The following is a 22,116-nucleotide window of genomic DNA, read 5'->3' as shown; positions in this document are numbered from 1 at the left end:
CTGGTGAACTAAGTCTTCGGTAAACGAAGGATCTGTGGCTTCGATGCGTCCTCTAGTTATGAAATCCTGCAGGGTAAGAGTGGACGCTCCCCGACGTGGGAAACTGAGGTGCAGGTAGTTTGCGCATCATCTCGTTCAGTTTTTGAACTCTTTCAGGACGTGAATACCTGTAGTTAGCGTTGAAGGAGTTGACATGATGCTGGAGATCTGCCCGTTGGAGATACAGCCGATAGAGCTGGCCTTCGTCGCCACCGTGACGAATTCTTGCCCTAAGGCTACGTATCTCCGACAGGAGAGAATTATATTGCCTTAGCTGCTCGTCATAATATGGGCTGTAATCATCTGCTACCGAATTTTGGCGCTCAGCCGGCGGTTGGCTCAACGTTTTCGGTTGCAGTTTGTTCTTCAGATCTTCAAGGCCCTTGAATGACTCCTGATCTATGTTTAAGATAGTCCACCCCCATTGGTATGAAGCGGTCAGCTCGATGTCTAGTAGCCTCACCGCATGCGTCCAGCATCTGTCCGGGCTCATGTGAAATCAATAGTCGATTGGCACGCGTATTGACATGGACACGGCCTATTCGAAAGGGTTGGCCAGCAAAGCACCCCGACCAATGCGCTTGTAATCCAGTGTGAGAGCCCCCATCATCGACAGGCCAGCATATGGCACTCCCGGGTTCTGGCAGGAAACGGGTAATGGTGCATTGAGGCCCACCCAGTGAAACGTACGTTTGTTGGCTAGCGTCACACCGGAAAGGATGCGATGCCGTCTGCGGAAGCCACTGCGCCTAAACATGTTGAGCGCAAACAAATTCCCCGGCATTCTGTGTAAGGAACTAGGGAATCTCAATCAACATTCGAGATGCATGCAGAAACACCAATCGGCGCACAGTTGCTTCGTATCCCTCGAAGCATGGTTTTGCCTCCGGCGTCCTTCCCACCCCACCTCGCGGTAACGCCATCTTCTTCGCGCTGGTCATCGCCATGCTCCTCTACGTCGCCGCGACCCTGGTGCTGACCGGCATGCAGAACTACCGGGACATCGACCCCACCGCCGGATTCGCCTCCGCCTTCAACGGCGTGGGGCTTTCGGTGATCGCCACGATCATTTCCGTGTTCGCGGTCCTGTCCATCCTCACCGTGATGCTCACCTTCCTGCTGGGCGTGACCCGGGTCTGGTTCTCCATGAGCCGCGACGGACTGCTTCCGGGCTGGTTCTCCAAGACCGACCGCCACGGAACACCCCAAAGGGTCACCTGGATCGCCGGCATCGCCTCCGCGTTGCTGGCGGGAGTCTTCCCCATCAAGGCCGTCGCGGACCTGACCAACATCGGCATCCTGGCCGCCTTCGTGGTGGTCTGCCGGTCCGTGATCATCTTCCGCTATAAGAGGCCCGAGGCCCCGCGGACCTTCCGGCTGCCCTTCATGCCGGTGGTCCCCGCATTCGGCATGCTGGCCTCAGGGTTCCTGATGCTGCAGCTGCACTGGGAAACCTGGCTGAGGTTTGTGGTCTGCCTGACGAGCGTTGTACAGCCTTAGTTTCAATAACGGCACTCCCTGTTGGGCAAGATCGAGTTGATGCATCATAGGCTCGATCGCCATGTAGAAGATGTAGTCCCTTGCTATATGCCGATTGGTGATTTTGGACGACTTCCTGATCCCTGCGAACAAGTTGACTTCTTAGTTGCTTGAAGCTCGATTAGATGGAAAGCTTAAAATACTCGTTGATTCGCATTCGCCATGGTGCGGGATTAGTCTAGGAATCACATTCGTCCACGAGCTCAGATCGCCGGTCAACGCGTTCATGGCAAAAGGTTCGGATTGGGGCAGCAGCCCGAACGACGTCCTAATCGGCGGTTGGCAAGGATTATTACCCCGGGCGTCGAGGCCTACCTGCCAGGACGCCTTCTCCCCTCCAGAGCGTCAGCCCGCGCCTGCCATCCTATCGAGAGTTGGCAAGTGAGCACAGAGCGTCAACCGTCTTCTGGATAGCGTCTTGCGAGAGAGTGGATAACGGTACATTCGGCTTGCGGCTCGCAAATCTGCTGGATCTAAGGTTTGAAGCTACTTCCCGAAGCGCTGGGATTTCGTTCAACTGGCGGAGAAACGAATCCCGCGAGACAGCGTCCGGGGATTCCTCGTCAGACATTTTTGACATTCGAGCGAGGTTGAACTCCACTGATGTTCCCTGACCCGTGAAGTAAAAGAAAGACACTGTGCCTAACCTGTGGTTTCTTTTGTCGAATAGAGGCAGGCTTCCCGCGGGGCGCACCGCGGTGGAACCTCTATACGATAAGCCTGCCGCAAGGGCGGCTGTGAGAAAGAAATTGAACCGTTCAAGATTCCTGCTGTCATGTTCTTCCAGCCATGAGCGGTATGTGTCTTCATCCCAGTCAATCATGTCCCTGCTGTTCGGGGCGGACTTGGCTTCGGCTAGCTCTTGCCCATACACATGTGGAATAAGTATCTCGATTGAACCTTGTCTTAGTCGAGAATATTCAACTGCGATTACCGAGGTCCCCGAGCCGGCGATAGAGTTGAGATACTCGATCATCCTCTTCATCGCAGGGTTGATGATGTCAATAGCGAGGACGATGCGAAACCTTCCGTCCGCAAGATTCCGTGCCAATGACTCTCTCATCGAGATTCCCCCGAACTCTTCATCTAAGATCAGAGGCTGGGAAGTGCGAGTCCGCCATTTTGAGGCAAAGTCATCGACATCCATCTTCCACAGGTGAGCCGCATAATCGAACATTTGCCCGACGACTTCTCGCCTGATTTGGGGATTGGAGGCCAACTTGCATTCGACCAGCGTTAGCTCTCCCAACGAGTCCACAACGACAATGTCAGCGGGACCAGCATCAGACGGGAACTCACGGCACGTTTTCGCGGCCGCACTAACCCCCGGAATGAGCTCCGGGTGAGCGGCTAGGATCTCCTGCAGCTCAGATTCCAAGGCATAACCATTATCAGACGGTTCAAGCCACGTTCCATCATCCTGACGAATCAATATTCCACTCATGACTGCATTCACGTCCTCAGAACATACGATCCAGGAAACCCGGTAAACGTTCTTATCGCTCCTTCCCCCCAAACATCTCAATCTGGAACTTACTGGTCAATACCTCACTGTGAGTTGAATGTGAAAGTCAMCGCGGAGAACTCCGGCTTTCACCATCTGCAACGAAACCCTCATGACCAGCTCATCGGGTCTCACCTTCGATTTGCGCGACCGTCAAATTCCTTTGGCGGCTAAGCCACGGCCTCGGCCAACGGCCTCCATGTCCAACTCGGTGAACCATTCCCCGAGGAGTGGTGATCGACCGGTTCCCGGTGGGTCAAGCCGATGGCGTCGGTGACGACGTCTGCCAGTCGCCCGTTTTGTTCGTAGGATTGCCGCTGCCGGTCGGCGCCTGTTCCGTTGCCAAGGACCCTTGTAAGGCCTTCCTCGACATAGGCCTCGTCCCCGGACTCGACCAGGGCGTCCCGCACGTGGTCGTGGAGGGCGGAAATGACGTGTTCTGCGGTGTCCGGCCTGTGGGTTGCGGGGTGGAGCAGTTCGCCGCGGATACCCCACCGGCTGGCCATCCAGACACCTTGGCGCAGGACGATGGCCGGAACCCTGTCCGGTTCCACTCCCGCTTTCCACTCCCGGGCGGCGGTCTCCACCAAGGCCCGCACCAGCGCTGCGATCAGGACGGTGTCCCTGGGATCAAGGCAGACATCGGACACCCTGATCTCCACGGTGGGGTGCCGGGCGGAGAGACGGGCGTCAAAGTCCGGGTTGATGACCACCCCGGTCGCTGATATGACCGCCACCAGCGCGTGGTAGGCCCGCGCCGACCCGAAGACCTCCATCGGACCGGCGGAGGACCACCGGTTCCAGGCCTGCGTGCGGAAACTGGCGTAGCCGCTGTCCTGGCCGTTCCAGAACGGTGAATTCGAGCTCAACGCCATGAGCGAGGGCAGCCAGGACCGGATGCGATCCAGCACGGCTACGCCCTCCTCGTCCGAGTCGACGGACACGTGGACATGGAGTCCGCACGTCAGCTGCTCGCGCGCCGTCAGGGCATACTTTTCCACCAGGGCGTCGTAGCGTTCGTTCCTGGTGGGATGGGGCGAGACCGCCAGCGGAGAGGTGGCCAGGGCGACGATCCGCGCGCCCGCCTTYCGGGCGAGCGCGTCGGCATAGGCGCGCCCGTCAAGGATCTCCTCGGCGAGACCGGCCAGGCTGCCGTGCGGGTGCGTGATGACCTCGAGTTGTTCCTGGTGCAGCTCTGCGGAGAGCATCTGCCGGGCAGAAGCTCCTGTCGCCCGCGAGCTATCACCGTGGAGGCCCATCACCTCCGCGGACAGGGGCAAGGGGACGCCGTTGACGGGGTCCACTATCAGGAATTCTTCTTCAACACCAAAGGTACGCACCTGCTAAGTGTGGACCATTAAATCGACAGCGGATTCCACCCCTGGATGCCTGGACGACAAGCCGTCGCGGGTCCGGCGCCTGGACGATGAAATACTCCATGTCCAAGACAAATAGTCCCTCCACCAAAACTAAGCACCCGGTGGTAAAACAGGTAGCAGGAACCAAGAACCGGGTAGGACGACTCGCCCGATGATTTTCGTCCGCGCCAAGGCTCGACACCACGGATTCGGCCGCCTAGAGTGTGCACTATCGATTCGGCCACCGTGGCCGCATTTTCATTGTCCTTGGGGGGACCAATGCTCAATCCGTCGAATCACTCTGCCTTCACGCGCCGTCTGGCCGCCGCCATCGTCGTGCCCGGCATCCTGACCAGCATGCTGCTGTTCGCTCCACAAGCAACAGCGGCCCCAGGCTCCAGCGGCACGGCCGCCGGCATCTGCACGGGTGTGGTGAACCAGTTGGCCCACCGCGGTTCCGTGCAAGAGAACCTGCTCAAGGCGGCTTCCAAGAAGAATGCCGACATCATCACCCGGCTCCAGGGCGAGCGCACGCAGTTGCAGGCCAACGCCGACAGCCTGACGGCCCAGATCGCCGAAACCGATTCAGCCATTGCGGCGCTGGACGCAAAGGGCCTGGAACTTGATGCGCAGCTCAAGACTGCCGGTGATAACCTCGCAGCAGTGCAGGCCGAGCAAGCCACCACCAACGACGCCGTTCTCGCCGCGCAAGGCGCGCTCGAGGAGCTGCAGGCGCAAAAGCTGAGCACCGAAAACCAGCTGGCACCGCTGCAGGAAGCGGAAGCGCTGGCCAAGGAGGCCGCCGCGCAGTTGCAGCGGAGCGCCGATGACGTCGAGGCCCGGATCGTTGAGAAAAAAGCCCAGATCAGCGCCGCGGAGGTCGAACGAGCAGCACTCGAGGCCGCCGCAACCGCGGCAGCAGAAGCGCTTGCGGGGAAAAACACCGAGATCGCCCAGGCGGGGCGCGAGCTGACGGAACTGTCCGACACGGCAGAAGCTGCCGCGGCCGCCGTTGGCGGCGCACAACAGGCCGTCGGCGACGCCGAGGCCGAACTGCAGGACCTTGAGGCGGCGGGAACCGCCGCCCAGGCGGAAGTCGACGCCCAGCTGGCCAAGATCGGCGACGCCAAATCGACGCTGGCCGACGTCCAGCGACGTGCAGGCGATGCCGCGGCCGCTGTCGCTGCCAAGAACGCCGCGATCTCCGCAGCCAAGGACGGACTGACCTCGCTGCAGACGACAGCGCTGGACGCCGCCGAAACACTCGCGGCCAAGAACACGGCGATCGCCACTGCGCAGGCGGAACTCGACACCCTGCGCTCCGCTGCCGACGGCGCTGCCGCGGCGGTCAAGGCCAACAGCGACAAGCTCGCAACAGTGACGGTGGAAATCGCGGCACTTCAGCAGCAGGTCACCGCGAAGAACGCCGACATCACGGCCAAGCAGGCCCAGCTTGCGACGGCGCAGCAAGAGCTCGCGGCGCTGGCCGCCGGCAAGACCAAGCTGGAAGCCGAGATCACGGATCTCACCAAGCAGATCTCGGACATCAAGGGCAACAGCCCCGAGAAGACGCGCCTGCAGGCACTGCGGAAGGCCAAGCAGGACGAGTTGGCCGCAGTAGACGCCCAGATCCTCAGCAAGAACGCCACGATCGCCGGGTACCAGGGAGACCTGACCACGCTCCAAAACGCGGTCAACACCCTCAATTCCCAACTCCAGTCCAAGCAGCAGGAGAGCAGCGCCCTGCAGCAGCAGGCGGCGCCGCTCCAGGCCTCCCTGACCGCCGCCAACAACGCCGTCTCGACGAAGGAAGCCGAGATCGCCGCACTCAAGAACCAGATCCCCGCCCTCCAGGCGGCCGTCACCGCAGCCAACGGTGCCGTCACCACCAAGCAAGGCGAAATCGCCGCGCTGCAGGGCGAGCTGCACACGCTTGAGGCAGCCGCGGCCGACGCCGGGGCAGCCTTCACCGCGCAGCAGCAGGTCCTGGCGGACCTCGAAGCAGCACTGCCGACGCTGACCGAGGACCTTGCCGCCAGCCAGGAGGCGATTGCCGCGCAAAAGCTTGTCCTCGACGGGCTGAAAGGCGATCTGGCCGATGCCACTGCCGCCAGCGCTGCCGCGCAGTCCGCCGTCGACAAGAAGGCCGGCGAGCTCCAGGACCTGCAGGACCAGTTGCCGGCCCTCGCGAAGGCGGTACCCGACGCCAACGCCGCGGTGGCCGAGAAGCAAGGCGAGATCGCGGCCCTCAATGGCGACATGGACAAGCTGGTGGCGAACCTCACCGGGCTCAACGGCCAGATCGCCACGAAGGAAGCTGAAGTTCTCGACCTCCAGACTAGGGTGGCTCCGCTCTTGGCGCAGCTGAACGGGCTCAACGGCGAAATCAGCGCCACCGAAAACCAGTTGAAAGACCTGCAAGCACAGCTGACCAAGCTCGACGTCCAGGTGACGAACGCCCAGGCGGAGCTCAGCACGCTTCAGGCGAAGAAGGGCGCAAACAAGGACGCCATCGCAGCGCAGAAGAAGACCGTCATCGGCCTGCAGGATCAGCTCGGCACGGTGCAGAACCAGATCCGGGCCGTCGACGGGCAGATAGCGCTCGGGGGCTGCGTCGCCTGATCGGGCTCCCGATAGGTGCGCCCTGCCGGGAGTCGCCACCGCGTGAACGGTGTGGATGGACGGGAAGGGATCGGCCGCAATGGCCGGTTCCTTCCTGCGTGCTCGGCAGGGCTGACCATGACAGGTTTCGATGGCCCGGCAGGAATGCTCTCCCAGGTTCCTGATGCTGCAGCTGCACTGGGAAACCTGGCTGAGGTTCGCCATCTGGCTGCTGGTCGACCTGGCCATCTACTTCACCTACGGACGCAAGCACTCGCTCATGAACCCGGACAGCCCCCCGGCACAACGAGCGCGTGGTGCTGCCGCACGGGGAAACGTAGGAGTCAATTGATGCAGGGACCGCGGAATACAAGGGGCGTGCATTAGCTGCGTTCCGGAGAGGGAACGGCGACAATTGCCGTTAGAGCCAGCCCTCGGGGTTGACCCACTCGCCGTTGACGATGACCTCGAGGTGCAAGTGTGGCCCGGTGGAATTGCCCGTACTGCCCGCAAGGGAGACGGTCTCGCCGCGCTCGACCTTCTGGCCCACGGACACCTTCAGTGCCGAGTTGTGGTTGTAGCTGGTCTCCAACCCGTTGCCGTGGTCGATCTTCACACGGAAACCGGAGTGTCCGGCCCACTCGGCCTGGACGGCGGTCCCGGCGGCGGCGGCCTTGACCGGGGTTCCCGTGGGCACCGCGTAATCCAGGCCATTGTGGTTCATGTAGCCGGGGCCCGTCGGGTTCTGGCGGAAACCGAAGCGGGAGGTCAGGCGGATGCTGTCCACCGGCTGGGAGAGCTTGGTGACTTTTCCGGTGTCGGCGGTGGTGGCGGGCGCTGGCTTGGCTTTCGTCGCGACCTTGCCGGCGGCAGCGGTGGTGACGGGTGCCGGCTTGACTGCCTTGACGTACTTGCTGGTCACCGACGCGCGATCGACCGTGAGCTTGTCGTGGGCCGGAGCCTTGACGTCTGCGACAGACGTTTGGGAGACGCGCTGTGGAGCCGCGGCAACTTCATCGGCTTCCTGCGCGGGGGCGGCAGCGAAGGCCAGGCCGGTCACGGCGGCTACCGCGGCGAGCTTGTGCGCAAACCCAAGACGAGGGCGCCGGGTCCGGGGTGCGGACTTCAGGACGTTGTCCAGCTTGTCGCCTTCGGCGGGCGTCGCCAGCGAGAGCGGCCGCGCAACAGGCGCGGCAGGAATTTCGGTGGCGGCGATGGATACCGCCTCCGTGGAGGCTGCGTAGCGCGGGCTGGCCACAAAGCGGCGGCCACCGTAGTTCCGGGTTTCAGGATTCTCGAGGGAGTCCGGGACCGCGCTTGATGCGCGTCGGCCGGGGCGCCGGGAAGTGCTTTCGCCATTCATTGCGGTGTCCACGATCTGCTCCAGGGAACCGTCGGCAGGCGAAGCATCAACAGGGCTGGACGCGCGGCGGCGCCCGGAATTTTGCTGCTGGGTCAAATGATTACCTCTCATGTGTCGCCTGCGAAGTTAGCTGTCGGATTCGAGTCATGAGATCAACTCGGCCGAGCCCGCCAGGCGGACTCAGCTTCACCCCGAGATCCATGGTCCAAGACCAGGAACGGTTGAATGGGTCCTCCGCCCCTACCGGGAATTCTTGTTCCGCGATCCGCCGGTAGGGTTGTGCGATCCGGATCGGGACTGGGTTGCGCGAGTGCAACCAGATGTAAAACCCTACGAGGTTCAAGTAAAAGTTACAATTCCGTTATCAATCCATGCGCCTGACAAACACGTGGGTGCCGCCGGCGGTCGGAAGCCCCAATGCGTCCTCGATCCCCGCACCCGCACCAGGAGGTCCCACCGGCCCTCTTTGGGGTGACTAGGACCCCGGGCAGAAGCCAACATCGTCGAGCTGCACCGGCGGCTCCAGTTCCAACTGGATGATTTGGGCCCGGCGCTCTCCCGGGACGCCAGCGTAAACGTGATCAAGGAGACTGTCAGCCCGGGTCTGCACCGGTGCGGCTGCTCCCGTCCGCGTTGGCCAACCGGCTAGAATCGCCACCCGTGGTTCGCCACGTTCCCAACGCCTGTGGGTGAGGCACCGGCTTCATATGTCAAAGATCCGCAACACCTTCCAGGACTCGGGATCCCTTCTCAACGGAATCACCATGGCAAGCGGGCATCCCCCGTTGCTGGACACGAACATCACCGGCCGGCCCATCGGTTTGGGATCCAAGGCACGCTCGTACCTCATTTAGAAGGACCCTGACGCGTGCGTCAACGCGTCAGGGTCCTTCTGTGGGCGCTGGGAAACCTGAAGTGTCACGAAACAGCAAAGTGCGGCCATTTCCTTCATGAAGGTTGGTCGCTATTCCGCATGACAGGGCTTCTCTTGGGGGCGGCTCTGTCGGGGCCCGTCCCCAAGCCGATGGCCCAACGCGACATCCTGGAGCTAGGAACCCGACCATTGAACGCCGTTGGTGCTCACCGTTCGCAACTGCGAAATTCAGGATGGTAGACCGCACATGGGGGTAGGCAGGTCTCGGGTGCTCGCCTAGGGTGGGAAGTGGACGAAAGGAGCACTACATGAAGAAAATCCTCATGGTTCTGACCAGCGTTTCCGAGATCGCCGATACGGGAGAGAAGACCGGCTACAACGTGGCCGAGGCCGCACACCCCTGGAAGGTCTTCAAGGATTCCGGGCATTTCGTCGACTTCGCCTCCATCCAGGGAGGCCAGCCCCCGCGCGACACAGTGGACCCTGAAGATCCCATCCAGGTCGCCTTCACCGAAGACGAAACCACGCGCGCCGGCCTATACAACACCGCCCGCGTCGCCGTGGTTGACCCCGAACAATACGACGCCGTGTACCTCGTGGGAGGCCACGGCGCCATGTGGGACTTCCCCGACAGCGAAGGCCTGCAGAACCTGGTGGCCAGCGTCTACGACAAGGGCGGCGTGGTCGGCGCGGTCTGCCACGGACCTGCAGGCCTGGTGAACGTGGAACTGGACAACGGGTTCCGACTCGTCGAGGGCCGGAGGGTTGCTGCCTTCACCAACGAGGAGGAAGTTGCCGTGGGTAAGGAGAAGGTCGTCCCGTTCCTCCTGGCGGACCGGCTCGAGGAGCAGGGCGCCACCCACGTGCCGGCGGAGAACTTCACGGAGAACGTCGTGGTGGACGAACGACTGGTGACCGGCCAGAACCCCGCGTCCGCGGCCCGCGTGGCCAAGGAAATGGAGAAGCTACTGGCCGAGGTCATCCACCAGGAGAAGGTCGAGGAACACGACGAGGCCGCGGCACTTCGCGCCGAGAAGGACGCCGAAAAGGCTGCCAAGAAGGCGGCCGAGGCGCACACCGAGCACTGATGCCGCTGGAGCACTGAGACTTGCGACCGCCCCAAGAGGGGCGGCCGCGGGTCGTCGTTTCGAACATCACCGAGCGTCGCCGCTCCGAGTGCGTTAGCCGTCGATACCGCGCCTACGCCCCAAGCCCATGATTCCCAATCAAAGTTCCGTCATTGGACCGCCCATTGGTCGTCCAGCATCACGGGCGGGGCTTCGCTGTCCTGCGGCACGAACCGATCCAGCGCACGGACTTCCTGACCCGCGCAGGCAGCAGCTCCCGGGGAAGCCTCCGGCCGATGGGAAATCCGGGAGGTCAGGAATCGAATCCCAGCCCCAACGCGTCCATGGCCTTGAGCCAGAGCCCACGCCGACCCTCGTTCCGGTCCGAACGGGCAAGCTCGTACCGGGTAAGGTTGATCCCCGCCGCGCACACCGGTTCGGGCGGAAACGGGACCGCCCGACGCCTCACCATGTCAAGCCTGGTCCGCTCCGTATCCAGGCCATCAAGCAGGTCCAACATGGTGTCGGCGGCAAAACGGCTCGCCCCCATGCCAAGCCCCGTATGCCCCAGGACATAGGCGACGCGCTTCCCGAAAGCGGTTCCGTACTCCGCGCTGAACCGGGTCGAGGTATCGATGACTCCGCCCCAGGCATGGCTGAAAGACACCTCGAGCTGCGGGAAGGTCTCGAAGAACTGCTCCGCGAGTTTCCGGAAAGTCCCGGGGCGGTTCTCCAACTCGGTGGAGATGCGCCGGCCGTAGTGGTAGATCGCGTCGTAGCCGCCCCAGAGGATCCTCCCGTCCTCGGTCACCCGCGAATAGTGGAACTGGTTCGCGGAGTCGGTCAACCCCTCACGCGAGCGCCAGCCGATCGACTCGAATTGCCCGTCGGTCAGCGGCTCGGTGGCCAGGGCGTAGTCGTAGACCGGCACCGTGGTCATCCTGTTGCGGAGCAGCAGCGCGGGGAACGCGCTGGTGGCCAGCACGACCTTGCCTGCCACGATGTTCCCGGCCGGGGTGCGCACGCGCATCCCCGCTCCGTCGGCCTCTAGTTTCTGCGCCGGCGTGTGTTCGAAGAACACCACCCCCTGCCGGGCCAGCGCGTCGCGCATCTCCATCGCCAACTTGTACGGCTCCACCAGGCAGGTACCCACCGGATCCAATACACCGCCGATGAACGTCGGCGAATCGATGCGGGCCCGGGTTTGTTCCGCATCGAGCAATTCCAGCGGCCGACCATATTCCTTGGCCTTGGACACCGACGCAGCGAGTTCCTCCAGTTGGTGCGGTGCCGTGGCAACCTGGAGCTTGCCCGCCGCGCGGAAGCCCCCGTCGATGCAGGCGGTCCGGAGGTCGTCGGCGAACCCCTGCAGGTTCTCCAAACCCAGGCGTTCGAGATGGCTGGCTTCCTTGGGCCATCGTGCCAGGGCGTTGGCCAGGCCGTGGGTCACGCTGTAGGACACGAACCCTCCGTTGCGTCCGGAGGCCGCGCGGCCGATTTCCTGTGCATCCACGACGGTGATCGACCAGTCCGGGTGGCGTGCCCGGGCACGCATAGCCGCCCAGAGACCCCCGAAGCCGGCCCCGACGATGAGCAGGTCGCATTCGTGGCTGCCGACGAGGACGTCGGCGGGTTTGCGTTCGAATCCGTCGAACCACACCGCGGAGTTCACGGCGCCGGCCAGCGCGTCCTCGACCGCGCTGCCGGTCATGTTCGTGCCGGTCATGGGAAGACCACCAATCCATTGCGCTCGTCCGACTCGCGCGCCGACTCGCTGCGCTCCGCTGCCGGCCCGAAGCCGCCGCCGCCTGCGGTCTCGACGCGCACGATGGTGCCGGGCTGCAGCGTGGTGGAGGTCTTGGTTTTCACCATGGTTTCGGTGCCGTCCGGGGAGATGAGCGTGATTTTGGTCGGCTGGCCGGAGCTTCCCCCGGAGGCGCCCTCCGGGGCAAATCCCGCCTTGGTTTGTTCCGCGTAGAAGGTGGCCCGCTGCGGGTGCTCAAGGATCTCGTATTCCCGGCGCAGCCCCAGGCCGCCGTTGAACCTGCCGGTTCCCTGGGAGCCGGGAACGAATTCGTTGCGCAGGATCCGGATGCGGTAGTTCGTTTCCACGACCTCGGCCGGCATCACGCCCACGTTGGACATGTAGGTGTCCACCCCATCGAGTCCGTCGCCCTCGCCGGTGGCGCCGGTGCCGCCGCCCACCACGTCGGCCATGACGGCCGGACGTCCGGTGACCGGGGAGGTGCTGCCCACGTTCATGCAGAAGAAGCTGACGGTGCTGCTGCCCACGGCGGCCTCGGGCCACATGTCGGTCAGCGCACGGATCAACGTGTCGGCAAAGCGCTGGCAGGTATTGTGGCGGATCGACACGGCCGCCGGGGCCATCGGGTTGAGCACCGAGCCCAGCGGGGCGTTGATTTCCACGGCGCGCAGCAGTCCGTCGTTGGACCCCAGGTCGGGGGCGACCACGGCCCGCACCGCATAGACGATGCCGGCGCGGGCGCTGGCCCAGGGCACGTTCATGGCGCCACGGACCTGGGCGCTGGAGCCGGAGAGGTCGAGGTGAAGGGTGTCGCCGACCTTGCTGACCTTGGCATGGATACGGGTGGGCGGGCCGTCGAGGCCGTCGTCGTCGAGGAAGCCCTCGGCCTCGCCCTCGCCGTCGGGCAGATCCAGCAGGGCGTTGCGGACCGCGAGCTCGACCACGTCGAGGTTTCGGCGCATCACGGAGCCGACCACGTCCAGGCCGTACTGCCCGGCAAGTTCGTTCAGTCGCTGGTATCCCAGCACACAGGCGGCGCGCTGGGCGCGCAGGTCGCTGACGGTGCTCAGCGGGTCGCGGATGTTGTCGGTGATGATCGAGATGACGTCGGGGTTCTCGACCCCTGCGATGGACAAGCGGACCGGCGGCAGGATCAGGCCCTCGGCGAAGATGTCTTCCAGTTCGGGGCCCTCGCTGCCCGGGTTCACGCCGCCGACGTCGATGTGGTGGGCGGCTGTGCCGCTCCATCCCGAAAGGATCCCCTCAACGTAGATCGGGGTCACCACGTTGACGTCCGGAAGGTGCATGGCGCCGAGGAACGGGTGGTTGCAGATGAAGGCGTCGCCGTCGCTGATGTGTCCGTCCCAGCGCTCGATGATGGCCTTGACCACCAGGGACATGGCGCCAAGCTGTGCGGGGATGTAATCGGCCTGGGCGACCAGGTCGCCGTCGGCGGTGAACAGGGCACAGGAGAAGTCGTCCATGTCGCGGATGATCGGGCTGTAGCTGGAGCGCTTGAGGACGACGCCCATTTCCTCGGCGATGGAGGTCAGCGCGGAGGAAAGCACCTCGAAGGTCACGGTGTCCACCTCCGGTTCGAGGGCGGTGGCGGTGTGCTCGGTCAGTGTGGTCATGGCTAGTTGTCCTCCGTGATGATGATGTCTCCGTTGGCCGTGACGCGGCCAGTCTGCCCGCCCAGCAGGACGGTGGTCGCGTCCATCTGCTGGACGATGGCTGGTCCGGCCAGCGTGTTGCCCGGCTGGAGTTTGGTGCGGTCGTAGATGGCGGTGGTGGTTTCACCGGTGCCGGGCAGGTGGACGGTGCGACGGCCGACGATGGCGGCATCCGCGGGTCCCGTGGTGCCGGCGGCTCGGGCCGGCTGCGCCACGCGGTCGAAGCCTCCGGTGACGGCCAGGCGCACCGTGACGATTTCCACGGTTTCGCGCTCCGAGCTGTGCCCGTAGAGCTCGCGGTGCAGCGGGTGGAACCGCTCGGCGATCAGCTCCAGGTCCTCCACCGAAGCGCCGTCAAGCGGCACGCTGAGCTCGTAGCCCTGTCCCAGGTAGCGGCAGTCGACGGTGACCGAGGTCCGCACGCTGCCGGCGGCCGCGCCGTCCTCGATGACCTGCCGGACCAGCTCGTCCCGGCGTTCGACAAGCCACCGGGAAACGGGCGGGAGGGCGTCCGCACCGAAGGGGCGCAGCACGGTCTGCGAGTCGTCGATACGCAGGCCCGCTGCCAACAGGCCGTCGGCGGAATAGAGTCCCGGCTGGTGGGGAACCACGACGCTGGACAGCCCCAGGTGGCGCAGCAGCAGGCCGGCGTGCAGCGGTCCTGCCCCGCCGAAGGGGAAGAGCGAGAATTCGCGCGGATCCAGGCCGCGCTCGACGCTGACCTTGCGGACGGCCCGAACCATGTGGGCCATGGCGATCGCCAGGATGGCCTCCGCGGCCTCGATGACACCCATGCCCAGCTGCTCGCCGATCTCCCGCACGGCCTTTTCGGCCGCGGCGTAGTCGAGTCGCAGGTCCCCGGCCAGCGCGCCGGACCCCAGCGTTCCCAGCACCACGTGCGCGTCGGTCAGCGTTGCCTCGGTGCCGCCGCGGCCGTAGCTTGCCGGCCCCGGGACGGCCTTGGCCGACTGCGGACCCACGCGCAGGCGCTTGGTGCGGTCCACCCAGGCGATCGATCCACCGCCGGCGCCGATGGTGTGGATGTCCACCGTCGGGGCGATCAGCGTGTGGTCCTGGACTACCTGCATGCTCGTGTACGGGGCCAGCGAACCCCGCACCAGGCACACATCGACGCTTGTTCCGCCCATGTCGAGACTGATGACGTTGGGCAACCCGTGCTCGGCGGCGCCGCGCAACAGACCGGAGACTCCCCCGGCGGGTCCGGACAGGATCAGGCGGTGCGCCTGGCCGGCGGCGCGCCCGGCCGGGACGCAGCCGCCGTTGGACTGCATGACCTGGAACGGTGCCAGGACCCCGCCGGCGGCCAGTGATCCGGCGGCCCGCTCGAGGTAGGCCCCGACCACGGGACGAAGAGCCGCATTGATGACCGTGGTGGCGGTGCGCGGGTATTCGCGGAACTCGCGGGCCACCTGGCTCGAGATGGTGATAGGGGTGTCCGGGAAGCGCTTTTCGAGGGCCGCCAGCAGCATGTCCTCGTGGACCGGGTTTAGGTAGCTAAAGAGGAGGCTGACGGCGATGGCTTCGGGTTCCAGGGCCGCGATCTTCTCCAGCACGGCGTCGATGTCCTCCTGCTGCAGGGCGGTCACCACCGAGCCATTGCTTGCGATGCGTTCGTTGACTTCGAAGCGCGCGTGCCGTTCGACCAGTTCGTTGGGGCGTTCCGGTTTCAGGCTGTAGACCTGCGGGCGGCTGCCCTGGCGGTACGCCATGACATCCCGAAAACCGCGGGTGGTGATCAGTGCGATGCGTGCCAGGTTTCCGGTCAGTGTGGCGTTGGTGGCCACGGTGGTGCCGTGGCAGACCAGTTTGACCTCGTTCAGGTCCATGCCCTGGGCGGCGAGTTCGGCAACGGCGTTGGTCAGTCCGCGGGACGGGTCATCCGGGGTTGAGGCCGTCTTGGTGACCAGCGTTCGGCCGTCGTTGGCATGGGCAATGGCGTCCGTGAATGTTCCGCCGGCGTCGATGCTGACGATCCATTGGGCGAGCGAAGTCATGGTGTTCCTTTGGTTGTGCGTGGAGCGGGGTGCGGCTGATGGGGGTTGCATGGCGGCTAGTCGTCGGCGACGGGGAGTTCGGGCGGCGCCTTGCGGAATCCGCGGGTGAGCACCGCCAGATACACCATTCCGATCGCCAGCCAGGTGAACCCGACAACGAAGGCGCTCATGGAGAGGCTGGACCACAGCCAGAGGCAAAGGATGACGCCGATGGCCGGGGCCGCAAGGTACCGGACCGCGTCCAGCCCCGAGCGGCGCTTCTGGTCGATGTAGTAGTGCTTGATGACGGCGATGTTCACGAGCGTGAAGGCGGAGAGCGCTCCAAAGCTGATCAGCGAGGAGGCCAGGGTGAGGTCGATGACCAGGGCGAGCAGGCCGATGGCGCCGACGGCCAGGGTCGAGTAGACAGGGGTCCGGAACTTCGGGTGCAAGTACCCGAAGACCCGGCGCGGCAGGACGCCGTCGCGGCCCATCGAGTAGAGGATGCGAGAGACGGTGGTCTGGGAGGCCAGCACCGCCCCGAAGCATCCGGCGATGTAGGCGGCGGTGAAGAACGCTTCGAGGAATGCGCCGCCTGCGGCATGGGTGACGTCCAGCGCCGCGGAGTCAACGCTGGTGTAGGCGCTCCAATCGGGGAACGCGAGGTTGGCGATCACCGAGATGATGACGAACAGCACGCCGCCGAGCAGGGTGACCAGGATGATTGCCTTGGGAATGACTTTCTTGGGGTCGATGGTCTCTTCGGCCAGCGAGGACACCGCGTCAAATCCGAGGAACGAGAGGCAGAGAATGGCGGAGCCCGCGAAGATGGCGGTGGTTCCCGGGCCCTGGCCGATCATCATGTCCACGATGGAGGGCATTGGGTTGTTCGTGGCGGCACGGATGCCCATCGCCGCAAACACCAAGAGGAAAACGGTCTGGAAGACGAGCAGGACGCTGCTGGCCTTGGACACCATCTTGATGCCGGCGACATTCAGGGCCGTCACGATGACCAGCGACAGCACGATCCACACTGGCTGCGGGACAGCGGGGAAGCTGGCATGCATGTAGATGCCGATCACCAGGTACGTGATCATCGGCATGAGCAGGTAGTCCAGCAACAGGGCCCAGCCGCCAAGGAATCCGACGTTCCCGCCCAGGGTCTTTCGGGTGTACGTGTAAGCGGATCCCGCCATCGGGAAGGCCTTGACCATGCGTGCGTAGCTGGCGGCGGTGAACAGCATGGCAACCAGGGTCACCAGGTACGAGGTGACGATGTGCCCCTCGGTGATTTGGTTGACGATGCCGTAGGTCGTGAAGACCGTCAGCGGCAGCATGTAGGCCAGGCCGAACAGGACGGTGGCGGGCAGCCCGAGCACCCGCTTGAGGCGGGGGCTCTTCGTCGTTTGAGAGACAGTGCTCATTTCCACTCCAAGGTGCGACTTGTGATGTGACTCATATGGCTCATCCAGTGTGGGGGCAGCCGCGGGAATCTGTCATGCGTATTTATGCGTATGAAGATTTTCAATCTGTTAGTGTTCTCGCTGTGACTGGAATCCGATTGCCGCGTGCTTCCCATGCCGAGTTCACCACCGATCACCGCGGCCGCACCACGCTGCTTCGCGGGCTGGAACCTCCGGCACTGCTGGCGTTGTATGCGAGGGGGTTCCTGCTCACCAACCGCTCGGAGATCCAGTTTGTCTATCGCGCCGAGGGACTCCTGCTCGCGATCCGCATGGAGCGCCAACGCACGCGCGGCGAGCAACACGACCATGCCCTGGTCAACGCAAACCCCCTGATGTTGCCCCGGGGAGTCACCCCGCGGGAAATCGATGTGCTGACGCTCGTTGCGCTCGGGCTACCGAATGCGGAAATCGCCGGCCGGCTGGGTACCAGCCCGCGGACTGTGACTACGCAGATCGAGCGGCTGCTGCACAAGCTTGAACAGCGCGGCCGCGGCGGGCTGGCGGCGATCGCGGTAGACGCCAGTCTGCTGGCGCTCCCGGTACCCGGCGGTGTCGAGGGGGTGGCGCCGATCGCGGCGGTCGGGCTGGAGCAATTCGCCGCCGCCCTTCGTTCTGGCAGGGGCGCCTCCGCCGACCCGGAAACCACGCTGGCCAGCCGGCATCCCATCGTCATCGGCACGCTGGCCGCACTTTCGGGCATCGCGGCCGACGACGGGGAGGAGATGGTGCGCGGTGCGGCTCTGGCCATCGAGGAAATCAACGCCAACGGGGGCGTGGCCGGCCGCCGCCTGGAACACTTCGTCGCGGGTGCCGACCTCTTCGACCCATCAACCGTCGAGGCGGCCATGGCCCAGCTGGTGGGGGCGCAGGTCGATGCGATCACCACGAACTACATCAGCGCGGAAAACCCTTTCCTGTTGGAGACGGCGGCCGACTACGGCCGCCCCTTCCTGCATCTGGACACATTCCAACAGCACGTGGATCTGGTCGAGGCGCGCCCGGACCGCTTTTGGATGGTTTACCAAACCTGCCCTTCGGAAAAATACTACGCCCTTGCCTTCCTGCGCTTCCTGGGAGAACTCGAGGCGTCGCGCCGCTACGAGCCGGCCAACCGGCGGATCGCAATCGTGGAAACGGACTCAGCCAGCACCCGGATCGCCGGGGAGGGGTTCGATCAAGAACTCGCCGCTATCGGCTGGGGCGTCTTGGCCAGGTATGCGGCGCCGGTCCGGAGCACCGACTGGATAAAGATCGCACGCAGGATTTGCGAGGCGGCCCCGGACGTCGTCCTGGTGGCCCACTACGTCCCGGATGAAATCGCCACCTTGCACCGGCTGCTGGTCGAGGGCGGGTTCCGCGGGCTGGTTCACTACGTCTACGGGGCTTCGATCCCGCGCTTCCGGGACGTGCTCGGGCCGCTGGCCGACGGCGCGATCTGGAGTTCGGTGACCAGCCGCATGGATTCGGACTCGGCGACTCGGTTCCACCGCAACTACGTGATGCGCTACCGGGCGGAGCCCGGCCCGTCCCAGGCGAGCTCGGCGTACGACCAGATCCAGCTGCTGGCCTGGAGCTGGGCACGCAACGGCAGCACGGTCCCGCGCGGGACCTGCAAGGTGCTGCGCGAGGACGTGTACCACGGGCTCAACGGGATCTACTACTTCGGCGGGGGCGGGCAATCGCCGCTGAGCTACCCGGACGGAACCTCGGACCCGACCATCGGCCAGGTCCTGGTCACCTCGCAGATCCAGGGCGGAAAATCGGTGGTGCTCAGCCCGCCGCTCTTCGGATCGATGGCCAGGCTCCAGCTGCCCGGCCACCAGGACCAGGAGCCACAGCCCCGCTTAGATGCCGACTAGACGATGCACTGGCCACCATCCACGGGGATGACCGCGCCGTTGACGTAGCTGGACCCCGGGCCGACCAGGAACAGGCACACCCGTGCGACCTCCTCGGCAGTACCGAGCCGGCGCAGCGGGTGAGTTGCCAGAAGGTCCCCGTAGGCCCGTTCGTTGTCGACGATGGTGGTCATGGGGGTGTCGATGACGCCGGGGGCCACGACGTTGGTGCGGACCCCGCGCGGGCCCCACTCCGCGGCAAGCTGCCGGCCCATCGACACGACGGCCCCCTTGCTGGCGGCATAGGCGGCGCCGGGTTCGGCCTCGTCTCCCAGGGCGAAGGCGATCGAACTCAACAGCACCATGCTGCCCGCGCCGCGCTCGAGCATAGACCGGCCCAGGATCCCGGCGGTCAGGAAGGTCCCGGTCGTGTTGATGTTTTGCACCCGCGCAAACAGGTCGAGGTCCAAGTCCTCGGTGGCGCTTGTTTGGTAGACGCCTGCGCAGTGGACCACCGCATCCGGGCCCTGCCCCCACGTCTCCTCAATCAGGGCCAGCGCCGACTGCAGCGACTCGCGGGAGGTCACGTCGCACTTGGCGAAGATGGTGTTTTCATGCCGCAGCAGGGCCTCGTCCGCGGGCGCGGCTAGGTCCAGCATGGCGACCCGGTAATTGGCGGCCGTGGCCAGCCGGGCAGTGGCTGCGCCGATCCCCGAGGTGGCACCGGTGACGGCCAGCACCGGGAAATACTCAGCCACGGAGGGCCCCGGTTGAGCGCGCTGTTGCCCTCGTGTATGGCCGCCGTGCTGCGGCGGGCCTCGGAAATGCCGTGTTGTACATTGTGCTGCTTTCTTTCCTGGGATTGAAACTAAAGTCGGCGTTGGCCACTCGGCCTAGCCGAACGCCGCGGCGCCGTTGACCGGGATATCCTGCCCGCTGACGTAGCCAGCGGGTTCGCTGAGCAACCATGCCACGGTGGCCGCCACGTCCTCCCCCGTCCCGTGCCGACGCATCGGTATGGCGGAGCTGATGCGCTCCAGCTCTTCCGCGACGCCCACGCCCCGGAGGGCCGCCTGGAGCGCGGCTTCCTCGCGGTGCATGCCGGTGAGCATGTAGCCCGGGGAAACCGTGTTGACGGTGGTCCCGTACGGTCCCTCCTCCACGGCGAGGCTACGGGTGAGGGCGGCGAGTGCGCCTTTGGACATCGAGTAGGCCACTCCGTGCGATTGGGGGTGGTTCGCGAACAGCGATCCCACGTTGACGATGCGGCCGCGCCCGCCGCGGCGCAGGATGGGCAGGGCGGCACGGCACAGCCGTGCCGGTGAGAGCAGGTTGACCGCAAGCACCTGTTCAAGGTCTGCGTCGGTGGTGTGCTCCAGAAGGGTTCCGGGGCCGCCGACGCCGGCATTGTTGACCAGCGCGTCCAGACCGCCAAGGAGCTCGATGGCACCGCCAACCAACATACGGTCGGCGTCGGACTCCGTGAGATCCAGCTGCATCGTGCGGATCCTGCCGCCGCGTTCGCCCCCGAGCTCGGAGACCGCGGCGGACGCGTCGCATGCCAAGACCAGATGCCCTTGGTCCGCGAGCTTCAGGGCGATGTCCCTGCCGAGGCCGCGCGCCGCGCCGGTCACCAAGGTCCGCATCGGGGCCCGCTGGAAGGACCCGGTCATGCCCGGACCCGGTCCGGTGTGGCATTCCTGCCGCGGTCGATCATGCTGTGGCTGCCTTGGCGCCCGGCCCCATGGCTCATTGGCTTTTACCTCCCGATATTCGCGTGTTCCCATCCTTGAACTCCCTGCGGCAAGTTGCATGCGTCGAATGACGTACGGGAAGGGAAGCCATATTTCCAAACGGGTTCGAAATCCGGGCTTAATCGTTCATACGTCAGATGACGCATGTGCTGTATGTTCTGCTCTGGTGAGATGGCTTCTCAGAAGACACGGACACCAGCCGGGGAAGCCGCCGGGTATCCGTCGCAGCCATTGGAGGAACAATGAAATCTCGTAGGTTTGCACGACTCGCGTCGCTCGGTGCCGTGGCGGCACTCGTCCTTGCCGGATGCGCCTCCGGCGCCCCGGCCGAAGGGGATTCGTCCGGCGCTCCCGACAAGGGCGCGGTTGCGATGAGTTTCGCAGGGTTGGACATCCAGATCTGGGTCGATGAACTCGAATACATGAAGCCAATCGTGTCAGCGGCGGGCTACGAACTGGTCAGTGACGATCCACAGTGGAACATCCAGAACCAGGTTTCCAGCTGGCAGTCATGGATCCAGCGCGGCGACATCAAGGCCATCATGGGCTACCCCGTGCAATCGGACTCCATGGTTCCCGTCACCGCCGAGGCGACGGCCGCGAACATTCCCGTCGTCGGGTATGCCACCCAATGGGACGGCATCAAGGCCGCATTGGTCATCGACAACTACAACGACGGCCTGACCCTTGGCGAGGAGGCAGGCAAGTGGATCGTGAAGAAGTACGGTGCCGCCGAAGTCCCCGTCGGCCTTTTCAGCTACTACGAGACCGACCTGGGCATTGACCGTTCCAACGGCATCAAGGACGGCCTGAAGAAGGCGGGGGCGAAGGTCAAGATCTCGGACATGCCGTCACTGACCATCGAGGACGGACTGGAAAACACCAAGAACCAGCTGTCGGCGGATCCCAACACCAAGGTCTGGCTTTCAACCGGCTCCGATCAACTGATCGGTTCCTACCGGGCTCTCATGGCCCACGGCGTGGACCCCAAGGACCCCGACTACCTACTTGGTGCTCTAGATGCCACGGACGAATCCCTGGATCTGATCCAGGAAAAGGACAGCATCTGGCGCCTCGGGTTCATCCTGCCGGCCAAGGAACTCGCCGAGAAGAACGCGCAGCTGCTCATCGACGCGGCCGAGGGAACTCTGAAGGGCAACATCGAGATTTCTTCCACCCGGGTAACCCCGGAAAACGCCGCCTCTTTCCACAGCGACCGCAAGAGCGGAAGCTGACCCAGGGTGCATGCCACACAGTCCCGGCCGGAGTCGGGTGAAGACG

At 64.5% G+C, this 22,116-nt stretch carries 14 protein-coding genes, 2 pseudogenes and 1 riboswitch; of the genes and pseudogenes, 7 read left to right on the top strand and 9 right to left on the bottom strand.

Features of this window, described 5'->3' with window-relative positions; genetic code table 11:
* Nucleotides 1-957 precede the first annotated feature (957 nt).
* A pseudogene (locus BLJ79_RS15930) lies at nt 958-1,518 on the top strand (APC family permease); the annotation flags it as partial.
* A 424-nt stretch (nt 1,519-1,942) separates the two neighbouring features.
* Here the strand turns inward: BLJ79_RS15930 and BLJ79_RS15925 are convergent.
* Nucleotides 1,943-3,022: a PDDEXK family nuclease gene (locus tag BLJ79_RS15925; protein WP_175475501.1), complete on the bottom strand. Its 1,080-nt coding sequence runs from the start codon at nt 3,020-3,022 to the stop codon at nt 1,943-1,945.
* Nucleotides 3,023-3,252: 230 nt separating this feature from the next.
* Entirely contained in the window at nt 3,253-4,386 is a 1,134-nt protein-coding gene (locus BLJ79_RS15920) for a glutamate--cysteine ligase (protein WP_498685639.1), read from the bottom strand.
* A 333-nt stretch (nt 4,387-4,719) separates the two neighbouring features.
* Between BLJ79_RS15920 and BLJ79_RS15915 the strand changes: the two genes are divergently transcribed.
* Both BLJ79_RS15915 and BLJ79_RS22520 read left to right on the top strand, forming a co-directional pair.
* Nucleotides 4,720-7,062, top strand: coding sequence for a coiled-coil domain-containing protein (locus BLJ79_RS15915; protein ID WP_071215708.1), 2,343 nt, complete (start codon nt 4,720-4,722; stop codon nt 7,060-7,062).
* A gap of 157 nt (nt 7,063-7,219) precedes the next feature.
* Nucleotides 7,220-7,393, top strand: a pseudogene (locus BLJ79_RS22520) (amino acid permease C-terminal domain-containing protein); the annotation flags it as partial.
* A gap of 69 nt (nt 7,394-7,462) precedes the next feature.
* Here BLJ79_RS22520 and BLJ79_RS15910 read toward each other — a convergent pair.
* A complete protein-coding gene (locus tag BLJ79_RS15910; protein ID WP_286135458.1) occupies nt 7,463-8,416 on the bottom strand; it encodes a M23 family metallopeptidase in 954 nt (317 codons plus the stop codon).
* Nucleotides 8,417-8,503: 87 nt separating this feature from the next.
* Nucleotides 8,504-8,677: riboswitch (cyclic di-AMP (ydaO/yuaA leader) on the bottom strand.
* Nucleotides 8,678-9,111: 434 nt separating this feature from the next.
* Here BLJ79_RS15910 and BLJ79_RS23400 point away from each other — a divergent pair.
* Both BLJ79_RS23400 and BLJ79_RS15905 read left to right on the top strand, forming a co-directional pair.
* Complete coding sequence (locus BLJ79_RS23400) at nt 9,112-9,258, top strand: hypothetical protein (RefSeq protein WP_175475500.1); 147 nt, start codon at nt 9,112-9,114, stop codon at nt 9,256-9,258.
* Between the two features lie 328 nt (nt 9,259-9,586).
* On the top strand, nt 9,587-10,366 hold the full coding sequence (locus BLJ79_RS15905) for a type 1 glutamine amidotransferase domain-containing protein (protein WP_071215706.1): 780 nt from the start codon (nt 9,587-9,589) through the stop codon (nt 10,364-10,366).
* 292 nt (nt 10,367-10,658) lie between these two features.
* Here BLJ79_RS15905 and BLJ79_RS15900 read toward each other — a convergent pair whose 3' ends face one another.
* The 4 genes from BLJ79_RS15900 to BLJ79_RS15885 are packed head-to-tail and all read right to left on the bottom strand — an operon-like array spanning nt 10,659 to nt 17,201.
* A complete protein-coding gene (locus tag BLJ79_RS15900) occupies nt 10,659-12,071 on the bottom strand; it encodes an NAD(P)/FAD-dependent oxidoreductase (RefSeq protein WP_071215705.1) in 1,413 nt (470 codons plus the stop codon).
* A complete protein-coding gene (locus BLJ79_RS15895) occupies nt 12,068-13,744 on the bottom strand; it encodes a hydantoinase B/oxoprolinase family protein (protein ID WP_071215704.1) in 1,677 nt (558 codons plus the stop codon). The genes BLJ79_RS15900 and BLJ79_RS15895 overlap by 4 nt, the downstream gene beginning before the upstream one ends.
* 2 nt (nt 13,745-13,746) lie before the next feature.
* Nucleotides 13,747-15,798 carry a hydantoinase/oxoprolinase family protein gene (locus BLJ79_RS15890; RefSeq protein WP_071215703.1) on the bottom strand — a complete coding sequence of 684 codons (2,052 nt, stop codon included), beginning with the start codon at nt 15,796-15,798 and terminating at the stop codon, nt 13,747-13,749.
* Between the two features lie 56 nt (nt 15,799-15,854).
* Nucleotides 15,855-17,201 (bottom strand): APC family permease, encoded by a 1,347-nt coding sequence (locus BLJ79_RS15885; RefSeq protein WP_071215702.1) that lies wholly within the window; start codon nt 17,199-17,201, stop codon nt 15,855-15,857.
* Nucleotides 17,202-17,338: 137 nt separating this feature from the next.
* Between BLJ79_RS15885 and BLJ79_RS15880 the strand changes: the two genes are divergently transcribed.
* A complete protein-coding gene (locus tag BLJ79_RS15880; RefSeq protein WP_071215701.1) occupies nt 17,339-19,102 on the top strand; it encodes an ABC transporter substrate-binding protein in 1,764 nt (587 codons plus the stop codon).
* Here BLJ79_RS15880 and BLJ79_RS15875 read toward each other — a convergent pair.
* Together BLJ79_RS15875 and BLJ79_RS15870 are read right to left on the bottom strand one after the other, a co-directional pair.
* Nucleotides 19,099-19,839, bottom strand: a complete 741-nt coding sequence (locus BLJ79_RS15875) for an SDR family NAD(P)-dependent oxidoreductase (protein WP_071215700.1) — start codon at nt 19,837-19,839, stop codon at nt 19,099-19,101. The genes BLJ79_RS15880 and BLJ79_RS15875 overlap by 4 nt on opposite strands.
* A gap of 135 nt (nt 19,840-19,974) precedes the next feature.
* Nucleotides 19,975-20,754, bottom strand: a complete 780-nt coding sequence (locus BLJ79_RS15870; protein WP_071215699.1) for an SDR family NAD(P)-dependent oxidoreductase — start codon at nt 20,752-20,754, stop codon at nt 19,975-19,977.
* A 323-nt stretch (nt 20,755-21,077) separates the two neighbouring features.
* Here BLJ79_RS15870 and BLJ79_RS15865 point away from each other — a divergent pair, with 323 nt between their 5' ends.
* A complete protein-coding gene (locus BLJ79_RS15865; protein ID WP_071215698.1) occupies nt 21,078-22,070 on the top strand; it encodes a sugar ABC transporter substrate-binding protein in 993 nt (330 codons plus the stop codon).
* Nucleotides 22,071-22,116: the final 46 nt, after the last annotated feature.

It is taken from the genome of Arthrobacter sp. UCD-GKA, from assembly GCF_001863355.1.
Classification (GTDB): Bacteria; Actinomycetota; Actinomycetes; order Actinomycetales; family Micrococcaceae; genus Paeniglutamicibacter.
This window is presented reverse-complemented; position numbering and strand designations above follow the sequence as displayed.

Coding starts and splice junctions, on each gene's coding strand:
- BLJ79_RS15925 (WP_175475501.1), bottom strand. CDS start 3,022: ATGAGTGGAATATTGATTCGTCAGGATGATGGAACGTGGCTTGAACCG.
- BLJ79_RS15915 (WP_071215708.1), top strand. CDS start 4,720: ATGCTCAATCCGTCGAATCACTCTGCCTTCACGCGCCGTCTGGCCGCC.
- BLJ79_RS23400 (WP_175475500.1), top strand. CDS start 9,112: ATGTCAAAGATCCGCAACACCTTCCAGGACTCGGGATCCCTTCTCAAC.
- BLJ79_RS15905 (WP_071215706.1), top strand. CDS start 9,587: ATGAAGAAAATCCTCATGGTTCTGACCAGCGTTTCCGAGATCGCCGAT.
- BLJ79_RS15900 (WP_071215705.1), bottom strand. CDS start 12,071: ATGACCGGCACGAACATGACCGGCAGCGCGGTCGAGGACGCGCTGGCC.
- BLJ79_RS15895 (WP_071215704.1), bottom strand. CDS start 13,744: ATGACCACACTGACCGAGCACACCGCCACCGCCCTCGAACCGGAGGTG.
- BLJ79_RS15890 (WP_071215703.1), bottom strand. CDS start 15,798: ATGACTTCGCTCGCCCAATGGATCGTCAGCATCGACGCCGGCGGAACA.
- BLJ79_RS15885 (WP_071215702.1), bottom strand. CDS start 17,201: ATGAGCACTGTCTCTCAAACGACGAAGAGCCCCCGCCTCAAGCGGGTG.
- BLJ79_RS15870 (WP_071215699.1), bottom strand. CDS start 20,754: ATGACCGGGTCCTTCCAGCGGGCCCCGATGCGGACCTTGGTGACCGGC.
- BLJ79_RS15865 (WP_071215698.1), top strand. CDS start 21,078: ATGAAATCTCGTAGGTTTGCACGACTCGCGTCGCTCGGTGCCGTGGCG.